Raw genomic sequence first — 20,679 nt, 5'->3', positions numbered from 1 at the left:
GGTGACTAACCCCCGACCTCTCACACCACCGTACGTACGGTTCCGTATACGGCGGTTCCATTTATGTCTGACGTAGTTGAGAATATCTCACATAAAGACTCTTCAGCCCTCGCATCTCCCAATAGGAGTTTGTGAGGGTTTTCTGTAGGATTGGGCTTCTGGCTATTCTCCAATATTTCTTTCTAGAGTTTCCCCATTCGTATGCCTTCTCTTTTGGAATCCCTAATCCAATGAGTTTTCTTACTTTGGTTTTTGGTTTCTTCCATTCTTTCCATTGGCACATTCTGAGACGCCTTCTAATCCATTCGTCTAATTCTTTGAAAATAGTGGGTGTATCTGCTAATGCATAATATCCGCACCAGCCAATCAAATATTGATTCAGCTTCTCTATTCTATAATCCATTGGAATTGGTTTTGACCTTGAAGTTAATTCTCGTATCCGTTTCTTGACACGTTGAATACTTTGGTTTGACATCCGCACCTTCGGTTTCTTATGAAATGTGAAGCTAAAACCTAAAAACTTTCTTTTCCAAGGTCTGTCTACAGCTGACTTTTCTCGATTCACCTTTAGTTTTAGAGTAAATTCAATGAAAGTAGTAATCGAGTCCATTACTCGCTCTCCGGCTCTTCTCGATTTTACGTAGATATTACAATCATCTGCGTATCGGACAAACTTGTGCCCTCTCTTTTCTAACTCTTTGTCTAGTTCATCTAGAACGATATTGGAGAGTAAAGGACTTAATGGTCCACCTTGGGGCGTACCCTCCTCGGATTTCGTTATGACTCCATTAATCATAATGCCAGACTGTAGATACTTCCGAATTAGTGATAGGAGCGTTCTGTCTTGAATCCTTTTGGATAGAGTCCGCATTAATCTATCATGATTGACTTTATCAAAGAATTTCTCCAAGTCCATGTCGACTACCCATCGGTATCCCTCTTCGATATATTTCTTCGCTTGTCTAACACCGTCATGACCTCGTTTGTTTGGTCGAAAACCATAGCTCTGTGTTGAAAAAGTCGGGTCGAAGATAGGGGTTAAAATCTGAGTAATCGCCTGTTGGATGAAACGGTCTGTCACGGTTGGGATACCTAATAACCTTACTCCACCGTTCGGTTTTGGGATTTCAACCCGACGGACAGGAGAAGGTTGATAAGTACCCTCCATTAAGGATGTTTTAAGTGTATCCCACGTTTCGAGAATATGTCTTCGTAGGTCTTTTACGGACATATTGTCTACTCCATGACTTCCTTTGTTCTTTTCTACTCGCTTTAATGCCAGTAAAAGATTTTCCCGTGACAGCATTCGTTCCATTAACATTGAGATTTATCCTTTCTACGTGAACAATACATTCTCATTAAGTGGGTTCTTTACTAAGCCCTCCCGAAGTCCCCCATGGAATTCACCATTTCTTCCTTTCAGGTAGGTTCCGTAAGAATTTTCTGCTTTCATACATAAAGAACCGTTTGCCGAGTGTTTGTTCTCCTAAAATGGTTCAGTCCTTCCTTGATTCTCTCGAGCAAACCAAGTACTACGACTTCGGCTGACTTCTGATTGTTCAGCTATCCATTACTAGATAGGTTACCAAGTGTACTTGGCGTATCAACCAGACCTCCCCGGGTAAGAGTGCAATCTTTCCTTCCATCTATCTGCTTCATTTACTTTGTATCACCTTCGGCAGAAAGGACTTTGTTTTGTATTGCAAACTCATCCAATGATACCTAGCCTTGTATGAAGTTCGTGTTCCTCAGACCGGAAGTTTGCCGCTCGCTTCCTTCAGATTCCGCGTCACCACGGACACCCTTGCGTTAAGCTAACTGCTACTTCTGCCTTCACAGTTCGGGACTTTCACCCTAGAGACTACACCCATGCCGGGCGCACAATATAAAAGGAGCTGGATTTTAACAGCTCCTTTTCATGTACCTTTCATTTCGATTCCTCTATACAGGGAAATTCTTTAATTGTTCTACTTCCTCTTCCGACAGTTCACGATATTCTCCAAGCATTAAGTTTTCATCAAGTTGGATTGGCCCCATAGAAATACGCTTTAAATAGACAACCTTTTTTCCAACCGCTTCAAACATTCTTTTTACTTGGTGGAACTTTCCTTCCGTAATCGTTAATTCGATATCGGAGCGAATTCCGGATTTAAGGATTTTTAGCTCCCCGGGCTTTGTAGGGTATCCATCATCTAATAAAACACCTTTTTTAAAGGCATCGATATCTGATTCAGAAACTACTCCATCGATGACTGCAAAATAGGTTTTGGGAACATGCTTTTTCGGAGATAGCAGCTTATGCGCCAGCCCTCCATCATTTGTAATTAGGAGAAGTCCTTCCGTATCCTTATCAAGTCTTCCTACCGGAAACGGGTTCAGGACAGAATCTTCCATATCTAATAAATCTATGACCGTTTTTTCATGATAGTCCTCGGTTGCCGAGATAACTCCTGGTGGTTTATTCATCATTAAATAAATGAATTCTTTATAATAAACCTGATCCCCGTGTATCGTAATAATATCTTCAATAGGATTTACATGTAATTTTCCATCCTTCGCGACATTCTCATTAACTTTTACAACGCCGTCTTTTAAAAGCTTTTTCACCTCTTTTCGGCTACCATATCCGACATTTGCAAGCAATTTATCAAGTCTCATTTCGTGCTCCTTTTATCATTTTAAGAATGGCCTTTTTCTCAGACTTTATTATTCCTCAAAAAAATTACACCTTATTTCGATTTCACAAAAGAAAGAATAAAAACATTATATTCATTTAAATCATAAGAATATTTATTGTTTTTTGGGCAGCTACCCATACCTAAAGCGTTTACCTACATAGGCTATTAGGGAATGGCAAGAAGATTTATTAGTTGTTTTCTGCAAAGTAATTATGTAGAAATCGATAGAATCAAAAAAATAACCTGCATGTTCAATACAACTAATAATCGAATTGCTTAATTATCATGATGAGGTGAAAACGAAATGGATTATAGACAACAAATGTATCCCCAAATGCCCGGCCAGCAATATGCAAATTTCCCACCATCTATGCAGCATCAGGGAGGCGGGCATTTGCCTCCAGGTACTACCACCTTTCCAGGAGGCGGGCAGAGCCAATTGGAAAGGCGAATGGAACGTCTTGAAAGACAAGTAGAACGAATGAATCGCAGGATTACTCAAATCGAACGCCAAATGCAATATTGGGGACAAATGGGTCATCACTAATAAAGCGGAAAGTGCGCAGCAAACGAACAGAATGTATAGACTCCGACTCATGACTCATAAAACATAGCGAGTCTAAGGACGAGTTGATGTTGACATATCGAAAGGAGGAGATTGGAAGACCTATAGTCGATAGGCGCTAAAACTTTACAAGGACAAGACTTTTTATATAAGAGGTCAACTTTTTCAGTTGACCTCCTTTCCTATTATCCGATATGAAGCCTTCTCTTAATGCTTTGCAGCCTTTGTCCAAATAGCTTATCAGCAAGACCAGATCTTAATCCTATATAGCCATAAATTGCAGCCCCAATTCCTCCACATATAATCACAATCAACAATGACTGCCATTTAGATGCTGGCGAAAGAAATAGAGTGGTAATTTTGTAAAAAGCGATAACAACCCCAACCATAATTGCATTCATTAACAAAATTAATATACTTCTTCGCAATACTGTTTTGAATGGATAGTTTGCAAAAATCTTAATGACAACCAAGTTGATGATGATAGAAACAGAGTAGCCCAAAGCCGTAGCATATACTGCTCCATCCGTTTCGAATAATTTTATCAACGGTATATTAAAGGCTAACTTAACCAACAAACCAGTTAACAAGCTCAGTATCGTAAACCGCTGTTCATTAATTCCTTGTAAAATGGCGGCGGTAACGGAATACAAAGCGAAAAGAATAGCAACCGGCGCATAATGTCCCAGAACATCCGCACCTAATTTACTATGCTGATAAAACACGGTAAAAATAGGGTCTGCAAGCAATGATAACCCCATTGCCGCAGGTACCGTTAAAAACAGTAAGAGTTGAAAGGTTTGATCCACTTGACGAATCATGGACTGGCGATTTCCTTTGGCGAATGATTCCGTTATAAGCGGAACAAGCGTTAAAGAAAACGATGTGGCCAGTGAAACTGGTATTATTACAAGCTTATGAGAATCGAAATTAAGTACCCCAATAGCCTCAAGTGCTTCTTTTCCCTTATTTATAGCTGCCATACCTCTTGTAAAGGTTAATTGATCCACATATTGGAATAGGGAGTTAGCTACACCTACAAATACAAAAGGCAAGGCGTAGATAAAAATTTCCTTGTACATTTCCCTCAGCGAAACATTCAAGGTGCCTTTATCGTGTTCCAGCAGCTCATCAAAATGATGCTTTCTTATTTTCCAATACCAAAATAAAACAATTAAACTCGCAATTCCTCCAACAAATGCTGCAAATGTCGCAACACTAATAGCTGTTACCATACTTCCATTAAATACATGCAGTACTAAATATGCTCCCAACAGAAGAAATACGATTCTGACAATTTGCTCAATCACCTGCGAAACCGCAGAAGGTCCCATAGATTGATGACCTTGAAAATATCCGCGAATTAAGCTCATTATTGGAATAATAATAAGTGCAAAGCTTACAGCCCGGATAATTGTCGTTACATTATCAATGGAATATTTTTTAGACTCTACCCCTGACATACTCAATTCCGCAAATGTTGGTGCAAAAATATACATAATGAGAAAACAAACGATACCGGTCATCAACATTAATATCATCCCGGATTTAAAAAGCTTTCTGCCAACTGCATATTCTTCTAATGCATTGTACTTTGCTATATATTTTGAAACAGCAAGCGGAACTCCAGCTGTTGCAATGCTAATAAATAATGTATATGGAACATAACCAAATTGATATAGAGCTTCCGGCTCCGAGCCTCCAATAATAGCGTGAAACGGAATGACATAAAATAACCCGATAAATTTGGAAATAAATGTTCCTAACGTTAAAATAAATGTACCACGGATAAGTTTTGAAGACATATAATCCCTACTTTAATCATGATTCATAATTGAAATTCACTAATTAGTAGTGTACAACTAACCAAGTCAATTGACAATTTATTCGAAAAATCTTTTTATTCCTTTTGCTTCCTTAAGCGGGATAAAAATTGTTGCTCTCTTGATTTAATAGTCAAGTCATTCTAAAATGAAACGAATATATACAAAGGTGTGGAACGAATGAAGTTTGATGTAATTGTTGTTGGAGGCGGCCCCTCCGGTTTGATGGCTGCGATTGCAGCTGGGGAAAAAAACGCCAAAGTAATGTTAATAGACAAAGGAGACAAGCTAGGGAGAAAGCTTGCCATTTCAGGCGGGGGCCGATGTAATGTCACGAACCGTCTTCCAATTGAGGAAATTGTAAAACATATCCCGGGAAATGGCCGCTTTCTATATAGTGCCTTTTCTATTTTTAATAATGAAGATATTATTCAGTTTTTTGAAAATCTCGGAATTAAGCTCAAGGAAGAGGACCACGGAAGAATGTTTCCCGTGACAAATAAAGCACAATCAGTCGTGGATGCCCTTTTAAAAAGGCTGTCTGAATTAAATGTAACCATCAAAACAAATACTCCTGTAAAAGAGGTATTGTATGATCATCAACAAGTAACAGGTGTTATGCTCCAAAATGGCGAAGTGATTCATAGTGATTCCGTTGTGGTGGCAGTTGGGGGGAAATCTGTTCCGCAAACAGGTTCAACCGGAGACGGATTTCCATGGGCAGAAAAAGCAGGACATTCTATATCGGAGCTTTTCCCCACAGAAGTACCTGTAACATCAGATGAATTTTTTATAAAAGAAAAAACATTACAGGGGCTTTCCCTTCGTGACGTGGCTATTAGTGTTTTGAATCCAAAAGGAAAACCAATTATTACCCATAAAATGGATATGATTTTCACTCATTTTGGCATTTCGGGCCCAGCCGTCTTAAGATGCAGCCAATTTGTCGTAAAGGCAATGAAAAAGTGGAATTTACAGCATGTCACAATGAGCATAGACGCTTTACCTGATTTTAACGAAGAACAGCTTTTTCAGCATATTATGAAAATATTAAAAGACGAACCGAAAAAGGCTGTAAAAAATAGTTTGAAAGGACTTTTGCCAGAACGTTATTTATTATTTTTACTCCATATGAGCGGAATCGATGAAAACACGCAAGCCTCCAATGTTTCTGTAGAAAAAATCCGTTCTTTTACAAAGGGATGTAAACAATTTCAATTTACCGTTAATGGAACACTCCCATTGGAAAAAGCATTTGTGACAGGAGGCGGTGTTTCTGTTAAAGAAATTGAACCAAAAACGATGGCTTCCAAATTAATGCCCGGTTTATATTTTTGTGGAGAAATTTTAGATATATACGGTTATACTGGAGGCTATAATATAACATCCGCACTTGTAACAGGTAGATTAGCTGGGATGAATGCAGCTATCTATTCTACGGATTGTCATTAATACACAATAACGCATGGATTTTTTCCATGCGTTGCTCGTATTGCGGACACTGAGTCCGTTATTTTCATAAATAATGTAATGATATTTTTTTATTGTTTCCGGACACTGAGTCCGCTATTTGCCAAAAATCACGCTAAAATAACCCTTTTTTGGCTAAATAGCGGAACGTATGTCCTATAATATCTTGAAATCCCCATTTTTGTCACAAATAACGAAATGTATGTCCGTTTTACCACATAGGCGGAACTACTTTATTTTTTATATAAAATCATCGCACTAAAACAATAAATTTGGTCGTCTTCGTCTTCGGGCATAACTGCCACATGATATTTTATATCTAACAGTTTATTATCATCAATGGTTTTCAAAAATTGATTCACATCTTCTTCTAAATCCTTTTCATGTTCATAATCGAATACCTTTACTTGGATCATACGATTTCCTCTCCCGTTTTTTATTACTATTGTTTCCAGGAGATGAAATTTTTAAAACATTCAAACATAATGAATTTTGGCTTTATACATCCTCCATTAGTATCAAGTTGATATTACTGCATAACTGCTGACATTTCCTCACAAGCGGGTACGAATTATCTTTTATGCGATGAAATATCAATTTAATTCATTATTTTTACATAAAAAACCAGGCAAATTGCCCGGTTAGTTTTTATTACTTTTTAGGCTTTGTTTCCCCTGTCCAATGTGACATTCCGCCTGTCATATTAATAACATGAAACCCTTGGTCTTGAAGAAATTGACATACTTTCATGCTTCGTCCCCCTGCATGGCAAGCAATGATATATTCTTCGTTTTTATCTAATTTATCCAAGGAATCAGGGATATCCCCCATTCGTATATGTACTGCTTCAGGAATCATTCCTTCTGCAACCTCATCATCTTCGCGCACATCAATTATATATAATGTCTCATCATTTTTTAATTTCTTTTCCACTTCTTCTGGAGTAATTTGTTTTATTTCCAATCCTGTCATTCCTTTCGAGTATTTTCTTTTCGATTATATCAAATACGTTTATGTAAAAACAAAGAAAGGGGTTTAAATAACCCCTCCCTTAATTTGCAACAATATTCACTAGCTTACCTGGAACTGCAATTATTTTACGAACGGTTTTTCCTTCAATAAAACCCTTTACTGTATCATCATTTTGTGCTATCTCTTCTAATTCTTTAGCAGATGCCTCACGGGAAACAGTCATTTTGCTTCGAACTTTTCCATTTACTTGGATAACGATTTCAACCTCATTATCAACAAGCTTAGCTTCATCATAAGTTGGCCAAGCTTCATAAGAAATCGTACCTTCATGGCCAAGTTTTTCCCAAAGCTCTTCACAGATATGCGGAGCAATTGGAGCTAGCATTTTCACAAAGCCCTCCATATATTCTTTTGGAAGAACGTCTGCTTTGTAAGCTTCATTAACGAATACCATTAGCTGAGAAATAGCAGTGTTATAGCCAAGATTTTCGAAGTCTTCCGTTACTTTTTTCACGGTTTGATGATATACCTTTTCAAGGACATCTTTATTTCCATTCTGAACTTTGCTTGAAAGCTCACCATTATCATCCACAAGCAAACGCCATACACGGTCAAGGAATCGTCTTGCTCCATCAAGACCATTTGTTGTCCAGGCAATAGATGCTGTTAGTGGTCCCATGAACATTTCATATAGACGAAGCGTATCAGCACCATGGCTAGAGACGATTTGATCAGGGTTAACCACGTTTCCTTTTGATTTACTCATTTTTTCATTGTTTTCACCAAGAATCATCCCTTGGTTAAGCAATCTTTGGAAAGGCTCTTTTGTTGGAACAACCCCAATATCATACAAGAACTTATACCAGAAGCGAGCATATAGCAGATGAAGCACGGCATGCTCTGCCCCGCCAATATACGTATCAACTGGAAGCCATTCTTTTAGTTTTTCTGGATCCGCAAGCGCCTCACTATTATGAGGATCAATGTAGCGAATAAAGTACCAGCAGCTTCCTGCCCATTGCGGCATCGTATTCGTTTCACGACGGCCTTTTTTTCCTGTTACAGGATCCACAACATTTATCCATTCTTCGATATTGGCAAGAGGAGACTCCCCAGTACCGGATGGTTTAATGTCCGTTGTTTTTGGAAGAGTAAGCGGAAGCTCTTCTTCCGGAACAGCTGTCATTGTACCATCTTCCCAATGAATAATCGGGATTGGTTCACCCCAATAACGTTGGCGGCTAAATAGCCAATCACGAAGGCGGTAGGTTACTTTCTTTTCGCCTATTCCTTTATCCTCAAGCCAAGCAATCATTTGCTTAATGCCATCTTCTTTATTTAGACCATTTAGGAAATCCGAATTTACGTGCTCCCCATCACCTGTATAGGCTTCTTCCGCAACATTTCCGCCTGCTACAACTTCTTTTATAGTTAATCCGAATTTTTTAGCAAATTCATAGTCGCGCTCATCATGTGCTGGAACAGCCATAATTGCACCGGTTCCATAGCTCATTAGAACATAGTCGGCAATCCAGATTGGCATTTTTTCATCATTTACAGGGTTGATAGCATAAGCTCCCGTAAATACACCTGTTTTGTCTTTGGCAAGATCTGTACGCTCAAGATCGCTTTTCGATTTAATTTGATCAAGATATGCATCAACTGCTGCACGCTGATCGGCAGTTGTAATTTTTTCTACTAGCGGATGCTCTGGTGCCAAAACGGCATATGTTGCACCGAATAGAGTATCAGGACGAGTTGTGAAAACAGTAAATGTTTCATCTGTACCATTAATATTGAAAGTTACCTCTGCACCCTCAGATCTGCCAATCCAATTTCTTTGCATATCTTTAAGACTTTCTGGCCAATCAAGATCATCCAGATCTTCAAGCAGTTTGTCCGCATAAGCAGTGATTCTTAGAATCCATTGTCTCATCGGACGTCTTTCAACCGGATGACCACCGCGTTCACTTTTTCCATCGATAACTTCTTCATTTGCAAGTACTGTGCCAAGTGCCGGACACCAGTTAACCGGTACCTCGTCGACATATGCAAGACCTTTTTCATAAAGCTTCAAGAAAATCCATTGTGTCCATTTATAATATTCCGGATCCGTTGTATTTACTTCACGATCCCAATCAAAGGAAAAGCCAAGTGAGTTCAATTGACGTCTAAACGTCTCGATATTGTGTTTCGTAAATTCAGCCGGATCATTGCCGGTGTCAATCGCATATTGTTCTGCAGGCAGTCCAAATGCGTCCCATCCCATTGGATGAAGCACATTATAGCCCTGCATTCTTTTCCATCTTGCCAGAATATCGGTGGAAATATATCCTTTTGGATGCCCGACATGAAGTCCTACTCCAGAAGGGTATGGGAACATATCCAACGCATAATAGTTTTCTTTTGATTTATCCTCTGTTGTTTTAAAGCTATCATGGTCTTTCCAATATTTTTGCCACTTTTTTTCAATCTCAATATGATTGTAACTCATGAAATTGCCTCCTTATCTTTTTATAACAGCAAAAAACCTCTCATCCCTATCAAAATAGGGACGAGAGGTTAACTTATACTCCCGCGGTACCACCCAAATTAGTGCATGCACTCGCTTCATTCATCCTTAACGCGGAAAACGGCAAAGATTACTTGGGTGTTCCCGTTCACATTTGCAACTAATAGGCGAGTTCATGATGGATCCGATTGGCTTGCACCTACCGCCAATTCTCTTGTTCAGATGAACATCACTACTATTCCTACTCAAACGTTTCATATGGATTAAATTATTTACCATTTTAGCCAATTTTAATCGTTGTTGCAAGCCTTTTTTTCATTCATGTTACATGCTTAAAGTTTGTTCCTGATTGGAGGATGATTTTAACGGTTTATCAAAGAAAATGGATAATCCAATAGATATAACAAATAATACCATCAGCGAAATAAATAACGTGGACATTCCGTATAAATCTACGACAATTCCACCGACTAAAGGTCCGACCATACGACCGCCCGTTGCTGTACTATTGACGATACCTTGAAAAAGCCCTTCTTTTCCTTTTGGAGACAGCTGACTCGCAATAGTTGGAATAGCTGGCCATACAAGCATTTCTCCTATCGTAAGAATAACCATAGCTGCAACAAAAGCACTCAAGCTATGTGCGACACTTACAACCCCAAAAGAAATGATAAAAATGACAATTCCCATTATGATTTGTCCTTTTAAGCTTGAACAGAACTTCTTGATCAGTGGTGTCATGATCGGCTGGCCAATTACGATTAATGCACCGTTAATCGTCCATAAAAGGCCATATTGTCTTAAAGTGATCCCAATTTCTTGAGTATAGCTTGAAATGGTCGCTTGCCACTGAACATACCCTACCCAGCATAGCAAGTAGGCCGAACATAAAATAACCAAAGCCTTAAAAATTTGTTTATTTCTAATAGCTCCATGTTCTTGAATAACCGATGTTTGCTTTCCTTGCTGGGCAGACAAATTTTTATACCCGAAGAAGGCAATCAATAAAAAGACAATAAACATAAGTAAATTAGCTAAAAAGATATAGTTAAAGGAAAAAGATGCTACAAAGCCACCTAAGGCAGAACCAACTGCAACCCCAACGTTCTGCGCAACATAAATAGCATTAAAAGCTCTTCTTCCTCCTTCTTTCCAAACGGAACCTGCCATTGCAAATACACAAGGAAAAATAATTCCTGAACCAAAACCAGTTATGGTCAGAAAAATGACATAGTTTGGCCAATCATGCCAAAGAGTAAGACCAAGTGCTGCCAATATAGTAAGGATGATTCCGAATAAAACGGTCCGGTACCCCCCAAGTTTATCAAAAAGAGTTCCCCCGAGTAAGTTACCTATAACGCTTGCAGCCGAATTTAACATTAAAACAATTCCTGCAATAGATAATGACTTTCCGAGGTGATCATGGATGTAAATGGTGTTTAAAGGCCATAAAAAAGAAGAGCCTGTTGTATTCACCACCATCCCGATTACTAAAAGCCACAAGGATTTAGGCATGAGAAACGCTCCCTTCCCCCAGTATATATTTTATATCAATCACCATTGTATTCTTTTTAAATTATAGCGACAAGGGGTAAAAGAGATAACTATGTTTTCAGAAAAAGAAGGAGTGCTGAAGATGCACTCCTTCTTTACTTTATCTAGTTAATCCGGGTTTTCAATATGCTGTTTCGAACGAATTGGCTGGCTTTTTTTAGCATTGTTTTTCTTTAACTGTTTTACAGGATCATATTCCTTACCGAGCTCCATGTCCTGATTATTTACACCATTGCGAGTTTTTTGCTCTGGATTATTTTGCTTAGATCGTTTTTTCATTGTTTCCTCCGACATTAAATATTTAATTATATTGGCCTGTCATGATTGAGAAGGATCATTTGGTTTTGTAATTGCTGCAGTTGCAATCTCTTGCGATGTAATATTTCTCTTTGCTGGGAATTGGAGCTATTTGCTAATTGACATACTTCATTATAAGATGCTTCTAATTGTTGCAATGCGTTCGTATAATCATAATCATGATAATGCTCCTGGCGCAGTCCTTCTGTATATTGTTCCTGTGCTTGTTGAATCGCGTTATCACATCTTTGGAGGCATTCGTCAATTGATTTTCTAGTGGCCACTTATGAATCCTCTCCTTATTCAGCTAGTGGAAGCATCGCAAAATGCTTCACTTTTAGTTTGTTCACTAATGGAATGACTATGTAGGAAATCCAAGGTAAACTGGTTATAGCTTCAAGACAAGGTTTTTGATACTATTTTCTAAGGATCTTTTCTTAAACGCTGTTACATTTCCAGTAAAAACTTTATTTGGGTTAAAAATGATAAACTAGTAAGAAAAGATGCCCCGAATCCAAGTCATATTAGGAAATATAACAAATGACGAAAAACAACCATTTATGCGGAAGCAGCCCTTACTAAAGCTGTTCAACTATTAGGAGGAAGATTTTTGACACAGGATAATCCATTTCCATATGCAACAGATCATAAAAGATACTTAACATGGAATTATCATTTAAGAGAACATTTTGGCTATAAAGTTTTTAAGGTTTCCTTAGACGGAGGATTTGATTGTCCTAATCGCGATGGTACAGTGGCACATGGAGGATGTACATTCTGCAGTGCTGCAGGGTCGGGAGATTTTGCCGGTGACCGTGCAAAAGATCTCGTAACACAATTTCACGAAGTTAAAGCAAATATGCACAAAAAATGGAAAGACGCTAAATATATGGCTTATTTTCAGGCATACACAAACACCCATGCACCAGTCGAGGTATTACGGAGCAAATTCGAGCCCGTTTTAAAACAAGAAGGAGTAGTTGGAATTTCGATAGCTACCCGTCCAGATTGCTTACCGGACGAAGTTGTCGAATATTTAGCAGAGCTAAATGAGCGTACTTATTTATGGGTAGAGCTTGGACTCCAAACCGTTCACGAAAGAACCTCCTTACTCATTAATCGTGCTCACGATTATCAATGCTATGTAGATGGCGTTGCTAAGCTACGTAAACATGGAATTCGAATTTGTACCCATATTATTAATGGACTGCCGCTTGAAAATAAGGAAATGATGTTAGAAACAGCTAAAGAAGTAGCAAAATTAGATGTACAGGGAATTAAAATACATCTCCTTCATCTCCTTAAAGGTACCCCAATGGTGAAACAATTTGAGAAAGGGTTACTTCAGTTCCTTTCTTTTGATGACTATGTAAACCTAGTATGTGATCAATTAGAAATTATACCGCCCGAGATGATTATTCATCGTATTACTGGAGATGGGCCTCTTGATTTAATGATCGGACCTATGTGGAGTGCAAATAAATGGGCAGTTATGAATGCAATCGATGCAGAATTAAAAAGAAGAAATAGCTGGCAAGGAAAATATTATACAGTGGAGATGAGTTTATGAAGCTGCAACGAATCTTAAACTTTGCTCACTCCCTGCTTCAATCCGCTGTTTCCAATGGTGATATTGTTGTGGATGCAACCGTAGGAAATGGACATGATACAGAAATGTTGGCCAAATTAGTAGGAGATTCTGGACATGTTTTTGGATTTGATATTCAAGAAGAGGCAATAGCCAATACTCAAGTTCGTTTAGCTGACCATAAGCTAAACAGCCGAGTTACACTTTTTGCTAAAGGACATGAAACCTTAAAGGAATCAATTCCAGACAAATTTCACCCATTTATTACTGCAACTATCTTTAATCTCGGGTATTTGCCAGGCGGGAGTAAAAACATTGTTACCCACGGCAATACAACAATCTCAGCAATCGAACAGTTATTAGAAATCATGCCAAAAGAGGGTATAATTATATTAGTGGTCTATCATGGTCATCCAGAAGGTGCAGTAGAACGCGATGAATTATTACAATATGTAACAAAGCTGGATCAGAAAAAAGCGCATGTATTAAAATATGAATTCATTAATCAAATAAACAATCCGCCATTCATCATTGCCATTGAAAAACGATAAGAGATTAAAAGCTCTTATCGTTTTTTTTATACCACATTCTTTTCATTTTTTTCACGATTATTCAGTAATACCTTTAATAAACTGGTCGGAATGACATTTTGCAACCCTCTGTATGCTCTGCCATTCCAATAAAAGAAATAACTGATGGAGCCAGCATATTTCATCAATTTCCTCGAGAGTTTTTGCACATCTCTTTGTTTGTTTACTTTTTCATCCGATAAATACACGCCTAATAACCCTCGGTTGATTAATTTATGGAATTTTTGATCAGGTAGTTTATTTGTATGCTTGTCCGCTTCTTTTAAAAAGTGAATCAGCCTCTCAAACAATTGCTTTTCACTTTCATAATAAAAACAAAAATTCAAATCTCCGCCTTCTCTATCCTCATCCTGATCAATAAAATAGTCCAGTAATATATGTAAGCCTTGAATATAAGGAAAATAACCCTCTCTTATAATTTGAGCATATTCTTTTTTAAAATCCTTTCGCATTGCGTACGAAACCAGACAAAAAATTCCTAGCGTAGAGCCGGAACATGCCGAAAACTCATGCCATTCCATTTCAGGCAGACCATCTTTATATTGATTGAACATGCCTTGCAATCTCTCTACCCTTTCTTCCACACATACATGCTTATGAATTTGCAAATCACAATAATATTGGCATAACTCAATTAAAAAAGGTTTTATCACTTCATAATGGTCTATTTTTGCCAATACAGATTGACATGTTTTCACCAGTTTATGTAAGTATTCATTATCATTTTGATCTTCCCGAAAACGATAATAATTTTTTGGTTCCGCTCCTACTGTCAAAGCATCCTTCATCGATTCGTGCAATGCAGCAAAATCTACAGGATCTAACGAAGTACTCCGATCACAAAGATTATCTAAATAATCGCTGATCGTTTGATATGCCACAATAAACTTAATCGCTTCTTCTTTTCTATCCAAGCTTAATAATGCGAGAATAGATCCACCTTCGCAATGAAAGGTTTTATGTTCAATGCTGGCAAGGGCCTGGTTTCTTAATTCCGCATTCGGAATCATCTTCGCCGCATCTTTCCAATAAAATAGCTCACGATGAACATTGGGCATTACCTTTCGATAGACCTGGTTCATAAGTGAAAATGGATGAGAGGGTACTGTCATTTATATATTCACCTCAATCAACAATATATCCAATTAAACGCAAACGATTTTCTACGAAATTTTTCGCATAAAGAAATATGTCTTCCCGTTCGGGTTCATTAAAAATCTCGTGATAACACTTAGGCCATTCTTTATAATTTTTCTCAGATAATTTCACCTGATTAAACCAGTCGCTAACTGAAGTCTTATTCACAATTTTATCATCTCCGCCTTGAAGAACCAAAAGTGGCACATCCGGAAATTTTGAAATATTTGTGAAAGCAAGTTTCATTCCTTTTACTAACTCTCGGTACCATCGAACGGAAATTTTTGTAATATACAAGGAATCATTAACAGCTGATTCCATTATTTCCTCATTTCTTGTAGACATTTGAATAGTTAAAGGGCTTTTAAACCGTACTCCTGGCGCGATCTTATTTAACCCGACAGAAAGTCCGCTTAAAATTTTTGATGGATAATCTACAAGCCCAAGGCACGGGGACGATAAAATTACTCCTGCAATTTTTAGCTTTATTTCTTGAAGTGTACGAATTACAGCGAGTCCTCCCATACTATGTCCTAATAGAAAAATAGGAACATTAAATTGATAAGCTGTTTGTACCCAATCTTTTATTTCAAATATATATTCGTCAAAGGAATCAATATGACCTCTATTTGATCTTGTAGTCATCCCTTGTCCGGGTAAATCTCCCATAATAACATGGTAACCGGAGGAGCGCCACATTTCAATTAACCAGCTGTAACGTCCGTGGTGCTCCATTGCCCCATGAACCATGACAATGACCGCTTTAGGAGCTTCATCCGCTTCCCATTTCCACATAGCTTCTGCCTCCCTTTTCTCTTGTTGTTGGCCGTTTTCGTATCAATTGTTGCTTCACGTCATTTGTTACAAATTTCAAGCAAACTTGGAGTCGGGGCATCTTTTCTTACAAAATTTATTCGTTTTTAACCCCTATTAAGGTTGTACCAAGTGTTTTCGTATGACAAAGCAACAAAATTTAAGAAAAGAGCCTTTGTTGGAATACTCTATTTTACCCTAAATATGCTAACTCCTCTCTTTATTATATATCTTTTCACAAATTGGCATTAACTTTTTCGAAAGTTTGACGATGTAATACATAGAATCTTCTTATTTAGGTGGTAGGAATGAAGCAGTTTATATCAGGTTTATTATGTTTATTTTTTCTAATTGGAACAGGGATTATTGTTTATGGAATACGTGATTCAAAGGAATCTGAATCATATACACACGATGCACTAGTAAATAGCGATCATGAACAATATGCTGTTATTAAGATAAAGGATGCGGTATCCATTAATGTTCCCTCTATAAACCAGCATCCTGAACTGGATAGAGGTTGTGAGGTAACGAGCCTTGCAATGCTTTTGCAGTCTGCTGGTGTTCAAGTAGATAAATTAACTTTGGCTAAGGAGATTAAGAAAAATCCTACACCACGAACGATTAAAAATGGAAAAATCTATTATGGAGATCCAAACGAGGGATTCGTCGGTAATATTTATACCTATCATAAACCCGGGTACGGTGTTTACAATAAGCCAATTTATGAATTAGGAAATAAATTTCTGCCAGGAAAGTTAATTAATTTAACAGGGCATTCCTTTGAAGATTTAAAAATATATCTATCTGATGATCGGCCAATATGGGTAATCATTAATACAGAATATAAAAAACTGCCTTCCGCATACTTTCAATCTTGGTATACAAAAAACGGAAAAATCCACATCACTTATAAAGAACATTCTGTGCTTATTACAGGATATGATAAAAAATATATTTATTTTAATGACCCACTTACTGGACAAAAAAATAAAGCACCCGCTAATTCCTTTATGGAAGCGTGGGTGCAAATGGGCAGCCAAGCTATCACTTACGAAAAATAGCTTGGCTTAATTTTTATTTGAAACATGATGATTTTCAATTGCTTTCGAGGAGCATTTGTTCAGCCGTAAATTTATACAGTTGCCTGCTCAGCGTTTAATCTATATTGTTTTTGAAAGTCATATTTTTCTTCTAAATAAACTGCATGCCAAATCATGAAGACTAAAACAGTCCATATTTTACGACTATGATCTAATTTTCCTTGGCAATGTTCTTCCAGAAGATTTAATACATAATTTTTATTTATGATATGATCAGTCGGGCTACCCTTGATAATGTTGATTGCCCAGTCATGCATTTCATCTTTTAGCCAATGTCTAATCGGAACTGGAAAACCTAGTTTTTTTCGATTTAAAACATGATCAGGAACTACTCCCTCCGCAGCCTTGCGAAGAATATACTTCGTCGTATCATTAGCGGTCTTTAGACTGGTCGGAATTTGTGACGCAACTTTAAATACCTCTTTATCCAAAAATGGAACACGCAACTCGAGGGAGTGTGCCATTGTCATTTTATCCGCCTTTAATAATATATCCCCGCGCATCCATGTATGAATATCAATGTATTGCATGCGATCTACAGGATCATACCCAGCTGTCTCTGCGTAAAGGCCTTTCGTAATCTCTGTATAGTCCAATCCTTGTTTGTACCTGGCTAAAAGTTCTTTCTTTTCTTTTTCCGTATACATTTTTGCATTTCCGATATAACGCTCTTCCATTGGAGTAACACCGCGTTCTATAAAGCTCTTTCCTTTGACACCTTCCGGCATCATTTTAGCCAATGCCTTAAGAAGCGATTTTCCAACTGCAGGAATCTTATTAAATACCTCTAAAGATTGGGGCTCTCGATAAATATTATAGCCTCCGAACAGCTCATCTGCCCCTTCCCCTGACAATACAACTGTAACATGTTTTCTTGCTTCTCTTGCAACAAAGTATAAAGGAACGCATGCAGGGTCAGCCAATGGATCATCAAGATGCCACATGATTTTCGGAAGTTCCTTCATGTATTCCTCCGGAGTAATCACATAGCTGATATTTTCTACACCAAGCTTTTCCGCGGTTTCCTTCGCTACATCAATTTCGCTAAAACCATTGCGTTCAAAACCCACGGAAAAGGTTTGAATTTTGGGATTGTATTGTTTCGCAATGGAAGCAATAATAGAGGAATCAATTCCGCCAGATAAGAATGATCCAACCGGAACATCACTGCGCATATGAACATTTACAGAATCGAAAAGAACATCTTTGATTTCTTTTATAAATTCATCTTCGGACTTATGAATCGGTTTAAACGCAGCTTTCCAATAGCGTTTAATATCTAACGGTTGTCCTAATCTTTTCACAAAATAATGGCCAGGCTCTAATTTTTTAATTCCAGCAGTCATCGTTTCAGGCTCAGGAACAAATTGGTATGTCATATAATGCTGAACAGCATCATAGTTTAATACATCATTTTCCATTGCCAATAATATACTTTTCTTTTCAGATGCAAAAAATGTCCGATTTTCTTCTTCTAAATAGAAAAAAGGTTTAATTCCAAAAGGATCACGAGCACCAAGCAAGGATTGTTCTTGTTTATCCCAAATAACAAACGAAAACATTCCGCGCAGTTTTTCAACAGCCTTTTCCTTATAATGGCTGTACAATGCTAAAATAACCTCAGTATCTGATGAAGTCGCGAACGTTAAGCCTGCTTCTATTAATTCATTACGTAATTCCACGTAATTATAAATTTCTCCATTAAAGATAATCCAATAACGATCGTTTTCATATGTTAACGGCTGGTGTCCGCTTTCTAAGTCAATAATGCTCAGACGACGGAAACCAAATTGAATATGTTCGTCTTCATAAAAACCATCGTCATCGGGTCCACGATGGGTAATAATGTCATTCATATTTTTAAATAGTTGTTTATCTTCATCACGAAGTTCAATTGAACGGTCGTGTACACAACCTATAAATCCACACATTATGTAGTTCACCTACTCCATTTTTTTAAGCTTCTTTTGAACAATGCTATTTTTCTTATAGATTATTGCTTTTCGTCATTGTTTTAAATCTTAGACTTTGTTTCGGGCAATCTTATCCGATGAAGATAGTTATAAGATTTTACTTTTACAAAAGCAATAGTACAAGAAAAAAGTCATTAAAAAATTCATACTACCTTATACTATCATTTTTTATTTCGTTTTTGCAGTAGCCATTTTACTTATCCCGACAAATATTTTTTTCCAAAATGTTCTTACGAATAGCTCTGTTAAATAATTCGTTGGTGTTTAGTACCGACTTATGCGCACCCGTTCACGTTTAAGCATACATTTAATTCAATAATAATCACTAATTTACCTCTTCGATAAAAAACAAAGAGGAGTTACAATATCGTTCTGTAACCCCTCCATTTTCTTTCAACCACTATTTTGCAAGTTGACTTAAAACTTCCGCTTTGTCTGTTCTTTCCCAAGGTAAATCTAAATCATTGCGTCCAAAATGTCCGTAAGCAGCCGTTTGCTTATAAATAGGACGTCTTAAATCTAACATTTTAATGATACCAGCAGGACGAAGGTCGAAGTTTTCACGAACCGCTTCAATCAATTCCTCTTCTGAAACCTTTCCTGTACCAAAAGTATCAATGGAGATGGATACCGGCTTTGCTACACCAATAGCATAAGCAAGCTGTACTTCACATTTATCTGCAAGGCCAGCAGCTACAATATTTTTAGCAACATAACGTGCAGCATATGCTGCGGAACGGTCCACTTTTGTAGGATCCTTACCTGAGAATGCACCACCGCCATGGCGTGCATAACCACCATACGTATCAACGATAATTTTACGACCTGTTAATCCAGCATCCCCTTGTGGTCCACCGATAACAAATCGACCAGTTGGATTAATGAAATATTTTGTGTTTTCGTCGATTAATTCTTTAGGAACAACTGGACCAATAACATATTCTTTCACATTGCGTTGAATTTGCTCTAAGCTGATTTCTGGATGGTGCTGTGTAGAAATAACGATCGTGTCAATTCTTGCTGGTTTGCCATTTTCATCATATTCAACCGTTACCTGTGTTTTAGCATCCGGGCGTAAATATGGAAGAATCTCTTCTTTACGCACTTCTGATAATCTGCGTGCAAGCTTATGTGATAGGGAAATTGGCAAAGGCATTAACTCCTTTGTCTCATTACATGCAAAACCAAACATTAATCCTTGGTCCCCTGCACCAATTGCTTCAATTTCTTCTTCAGACATTTGTCCTTCACGTGCTTCTAATGCTTTATCAACACCCATTGCGATATCGGCAGATTGCTCATCTATAGATGTAAGAACCGCACATGTTTCAGCATCAAAGCCATATTTTGCACGAGTATATCCAATATCTTTAATGGTTTCACGAACAATTTTTGGAATATCCACATATGTGCTGGTAGTAATTTCTCCTGCAACAAGTACAAGACCTGTTGTCACAGATGTTTCACAAGCCACACGTGCGTTAGGGTCCTTTGCTAAAATCGCATCCAAAATGGCATCCGAAATTTGGTCACATATTTTATCCGGATGACCTTCCGTCACGGATTCGGATGTGAATAAACGACGTTTGTTTGTCATCTTTTTT

At 37.7% G+C, this 20,679-nt stretch carries 18 protein-coding genes and 1 other annotated feature; of the genes, 5 read left to right on the top strand and 13 right to left on the bottom strand.

What is annotated here, in order from left to right:
• Positions 1-61: 61 nt before the first annotated feature.
• Together ltrA and AN964_RS06945 are read right to left on the bottom strand one after the other, a co-directional pair.
• Entirely contained in the window at positions 62-1,321 is a 1,260-nt protein-coding gene (gene ltrA, locus AN964_RS06950) for a group II intron reverse transcriptase/maturase (protein WP_055737770.1), read from the bottom strand.
• Positions 1,322-1,941: 620 nt separating this feature from the next.
• The gene (locus AN964_RS06945) at positions 1,942-2,658 is read right to left on the bottom strand and encodes a pseudouridine synthase (protein WP_055738982.1); all 717 of its coding nucleotides are present in this window, start codon (positions 2,656-2,658) and stop codon (positions 1,942-1,944) included.
• A gap of 324 nt (positions 2,659-2,982) precedes the next feature.
• On the opposite strand from AN964_RS06945, the gene AN964_RS06940 reads away from it, so the two are divergent.
• Complete coding sequence (locus tag AN964_RS06940; protein ID WP_055738981.1) at positions 2,983-3,225, top strand: hypothetical protein; 243 nt, start codon at positions 2,983-2,985, stop codon at positions 3,223-3,225.
• 203 nt (positions 3,226-3,428) lie between these two features.
• Here AN964_RS06940 and AN964_RS06935 read toward each other — a convergent pair whose 3' ends face one another.
• Positions 3,429-5,048: a putative polysaccharide biosynthesis protein gene (locus AN964_RS06935; protein ID WP_055738980.1), complete on the bottom strand. Its 1,620-nt coding sequence runs from the start codon at positions 5,046-5,048 to the stop codon at positions 3,429-3,431.
• Between the two features lie 198 nt (positions 5,049-5,246).
• Here AN964_RS06935 and AN964_RS06930 point away from each other — a divergent pair, with 198 nt between their 5' ends.
• Positions 5,247-6,518, top strand: a complete 1,272-nt coding sequence (locus tag AN964_RS06930) for a BaiN/RdsA family NAD(P)/FAD-dependent oxidoreductase (protein ID WP_055738979.1) — start codon at positions 5,247-5,249, stop codon at positions 6,516-6,518.
• Between the two features lie 251 nt (positions 6,519-6,769).
• Here the strand turns inward: AN964_RS06930 and AN964_RS06925 are convergent, their stop codons facing one another.
• The 6 genes from AN964_RS06925 to AN964_RS06900 all read right to left on the bottom strand — a co-directional run bounded on the left by AN964_RS06925 (position 6,770) and on the right by AN964_RS06900 (position 12,155).
• Positions 6,770-6,952 (bottom strand): sporulation protein Cse60, encoded by a 183-nt coding sequence (locus tag AN964_RS06925; protein ID WP_055738978.1) that lies wholly within the window; start codon positions 6,950-6,952, stop codon positions 6,770-6,772.
• Between the two features lie 235 nt (positions 6,953-7,187).
• A complete protein-coding gene (locus AN964_RS06920) occupies positions 7,188-7,499 on the bottom strand; it encodes a rhodanese-like domain-containing protein (protein ID WP_055738977.1) in 312 nt (103 codons plus the stop codon).
• Between the two features lie 88 nt (positions 7,500-7,587).
• Positions 7,588-10,002, bottom strand: coding sequence for a leucine--tRNA ligase (gene leuS / locus AN964_RS06915; RefSeq protein ID WP_055738976.1), 2,415 nt, complete (start codon positions 10,000-10,002; stop codon positions 7,588-7,590).
• 53 nt (positions 10,003-10,055) lie between these two features.
• Positions 10,056-10,277, bottom strand: a binding site (T-box leader).
• 67 nt (positions 10,278-10,344) lie between these two features.
• On the bottom strand, positions 10,345-11,535 hold the full coding sequence (locus AN964_RS06910; RefSeq protein ID WP_055738975.1) for an MDR family MFS transporter: 1,191 nt from the start codon (positions 11,533-11,535) through the stop codon (positions 10,345-10,347).
• A 147-nt stretch (positions 11,536-11,682) separates the two neighbouring features.
• Positions 11,683-11,853 (bottom strand): hypothetical protein, encoded by a 171-nt coding sequence (locus tag AN964_RS06905; protein ID WP_055738974.1) that lies wholly within the window; start codon positions 11,851-11,853, stop codon positions 11,683-11,685.
• Positions 11,854-11,879: 26 nt separating this feature from the next.
• On the bottom strand, positions 11,880-12,155 hold the full coding sequence (locus AN964_RS06900; protein WP_055738973.1) for a YtzC family protein: 276 nt from the start codon (positions 12,153-12,155) through the stop codon (positions 11,880-11,882).
• A gap of 326 nt (positions 12,156-12,481) precedes the next feature.
• On the opposite strand from AN964_RS06900, the gene mnmL reads away from it, so the two are divergent.
• Both mnmL and mnmM read left to right on the top strand, forming a co-directional pair.
• Positions 12,482-13,441, top strand: a complete 960-nt coding sequence (mnmL, locus tag AN964_RS06895; RefSeq protein WP_055738972.1) for a tRNA modification radical SAM protein MnmL/YtqA — start codon at positions 12,482-12,484, stop codon at positions 13,439-13,441.
• Positions 13,438-14,010 carry a tRNA 5-(aminomethyl)-2-thiouridylate-methyltransferase MnmM gene (mnmM, locus tag AN964_RS06890; RefSeq protein WP_055738971.1) on the top strand — a complete coding sequence of 191 codons (573 nt, stop codon included), beginning with the start codon at positions 13,438-13,440 and terminating at the stop codon, positions 14,008-14,010. Before mnmL ends, mnmM begins: the two co-directional genes overlap by 4 nt.
• Positions 14,011-14,036: 26 nt before the next feature.
• On the opposite strand, the gene tbcS is transcribed toward mnmM, so the two are convergent.
• Both tbcS and AN964_RS06880 read right to left on the bottom strand, forming a co-directional pair.
• Entirely contained in the window at positions 14,037-15,161 is a 1,125-nt protein-coding gene (gene tbcS, locus AN964_RS06885; protein WP_055738970.1) for a tetraprenyl-beta-curcumene synthase, read from the bottom strand.
• Positions 15,162-15,174: 13 nt separating this feature from the next.
• Entirely contained in the window at positions 15,175-15,981 is an 807-nt protein-coding gene (locus tag AN964_RS06880) for an alpha/beta hydrolase (RefSeq protein WP_055738969.1), read from the bottom strand.
• A 326-nt stretch (positions 15,982-16,307) separates the two neighbouring features.
• Here AN964_RS06880 and AN964_RS06875 point away from each other — a divergent pair, with 326 nt between their 5' ends.
• Entirely contained in the window at positions 16,308-17,063 is a 756-nt protein-coding gene (locus AN964_RS06875; RefSeq protein WP_055738968.1) for a C39 family peptidase, read from the top strand.
• Between the two features lie 71 nt (positions 17,064-17,134).
• Here the strand turns inward: AN964_RS06875 and asnB are convergent, their stop codons facing one another.
• Together asnB and metK are read right to left on the bottom strand one after the other, a co-directional pair.
• Positions 17,135-19,033 carry an asparagine synthase (glutamine-hydrolyzing) gene (gene asnB / locus AN964_RS06870; protein WP_055738967.1) on the bottom strand — a complete coding sequence of 633 codons (1,899 nt, stop codon included), beginning with the start codon at positions 19,031-19,033 and terminating at the stop codon, positions 17,135-17,137.
• Between the two features lie 442 nt (positions 19,034-19,475).
• Complete coding sequence (gene metK / locus AN964_RS06865; RefSeq protein WP_055738966.1) at positions 19,476-20,672, bottom strand: methionine adenosyltransferase; 1,197 nt, start codon at positions 20,670-20,672, stop codon at positions 19,476-19,478.
• Positions 20,673-20,679 lie beyond the last annotated feature (7 nt).

The organism is Heyndrickxia shackletonii (assembly GCF_001420715.1).
GTDB classification, from domain to species: domain Bacteria; phylum Bacillota; class Bacilli; order Bacillales; family Bacillaceae_C; genus Margalitia; species Margalitia shackletonii.
This window is presented reverse-complemented; position numbering and strand designations above follow the sequence as displayed.

Coding starts and splice junctions, on each gene's coding strand:
- ltrA (WP_055737770.1), bottom strand. CDS start 1,321: ATGTTAATGGAACGAATGCTGTCACGGGAAAATCTTTTACTGGCATTA.
- AN964_RS06945 (WP_055738982.1), bottom strand. CDS start 2,658: ATGAGACTTGATAAATTGCTTGCAAATGTCGGATATGGTAGCCGAAAA.
- AN964_RS06940 (WP_055738981.1), top strand. CDS start 2,983: ATGGATTATAGACAACAAATGTATCCCCAAATGCCCGGCCAGCAATAT.
- AN964_RS06935 (WP_055738980.1), bottom strand. CDS start 5,048: ATGTCTTCAAAACTTATCCGTGGTACATTTATTTTAACGTTAGGAACA.
- AN964_RS06930 (WP_055738979.1), top strand. CDS start 5,247: ATGAAGTTTGATGTAATTGTTGTTGGAGGCGGCCCCTCCGGTTTGATG.
- AN964_RS06925 (WP_055738978.1), bottom strand. CDS start 6,952: ATGATCCAAGTAAAGGTATTCGATTATGAACATGAAAAGGATTTAGAA.
- leuS (WP_055738976.1), bottom strand. CDS start 10,002: ATGAGTTACAATCATATTGAGATTGAAAAAAAGTGGCAAAAATATTGG.
- AN964_RS06910 (WP_055738975.1), bottom strand. CDS start 11,535: ATGCCTAAATCCTTGTGGCTTTTAGTAATCGGGATGGTGGTGAATACA.
- AN964_RS06905 (WP_055738974.1), bottom strand. CDS start 11,853: ATGAAAAAACGATCTAAGCAAAATAATCCAGAGCAAAAAACTCGCAAT.
- mnmM (WP_055738971.1), top strand. CDS start 13,438: ATGAAGCTGCAACGAATCTTAAACTTTGCTCACTCCCTGCTTCAATCC.
- tbcS (WP_055738970.1), bottom strand. CDS start 15,161: ATGACAGTACCCTCTCATCCATTTTCACTTATGAACCAGGTCTATCGA.
- AN964_RS06880 (WP_055738969.1), bottom strand. CDS start 15,981: ATGTGGAAATGGGAAGCGGATGAAGCTCCTAAAGCGGTCATTGTCATG.
- AN964_RS06875 (WP_055738968.1), top strand. CDS start 16,308: ATGAAGCAGTTTATATCAGGTTTATTATGTTTATTTTTTCTAATTGGA.
- asnB (WP_055738967.1), bottom strand. CDS start 19,033: ATGTGTGGATTTATAGGTTGTGTACACGACCGTTCAATTGAACTTCGT.
- metK (WP_055738966.1), bottom strand. CDS start 20,672: ATGACAAACAAACGTCGTTTATTCACATCCGAATCCGTGACGGAAGGT.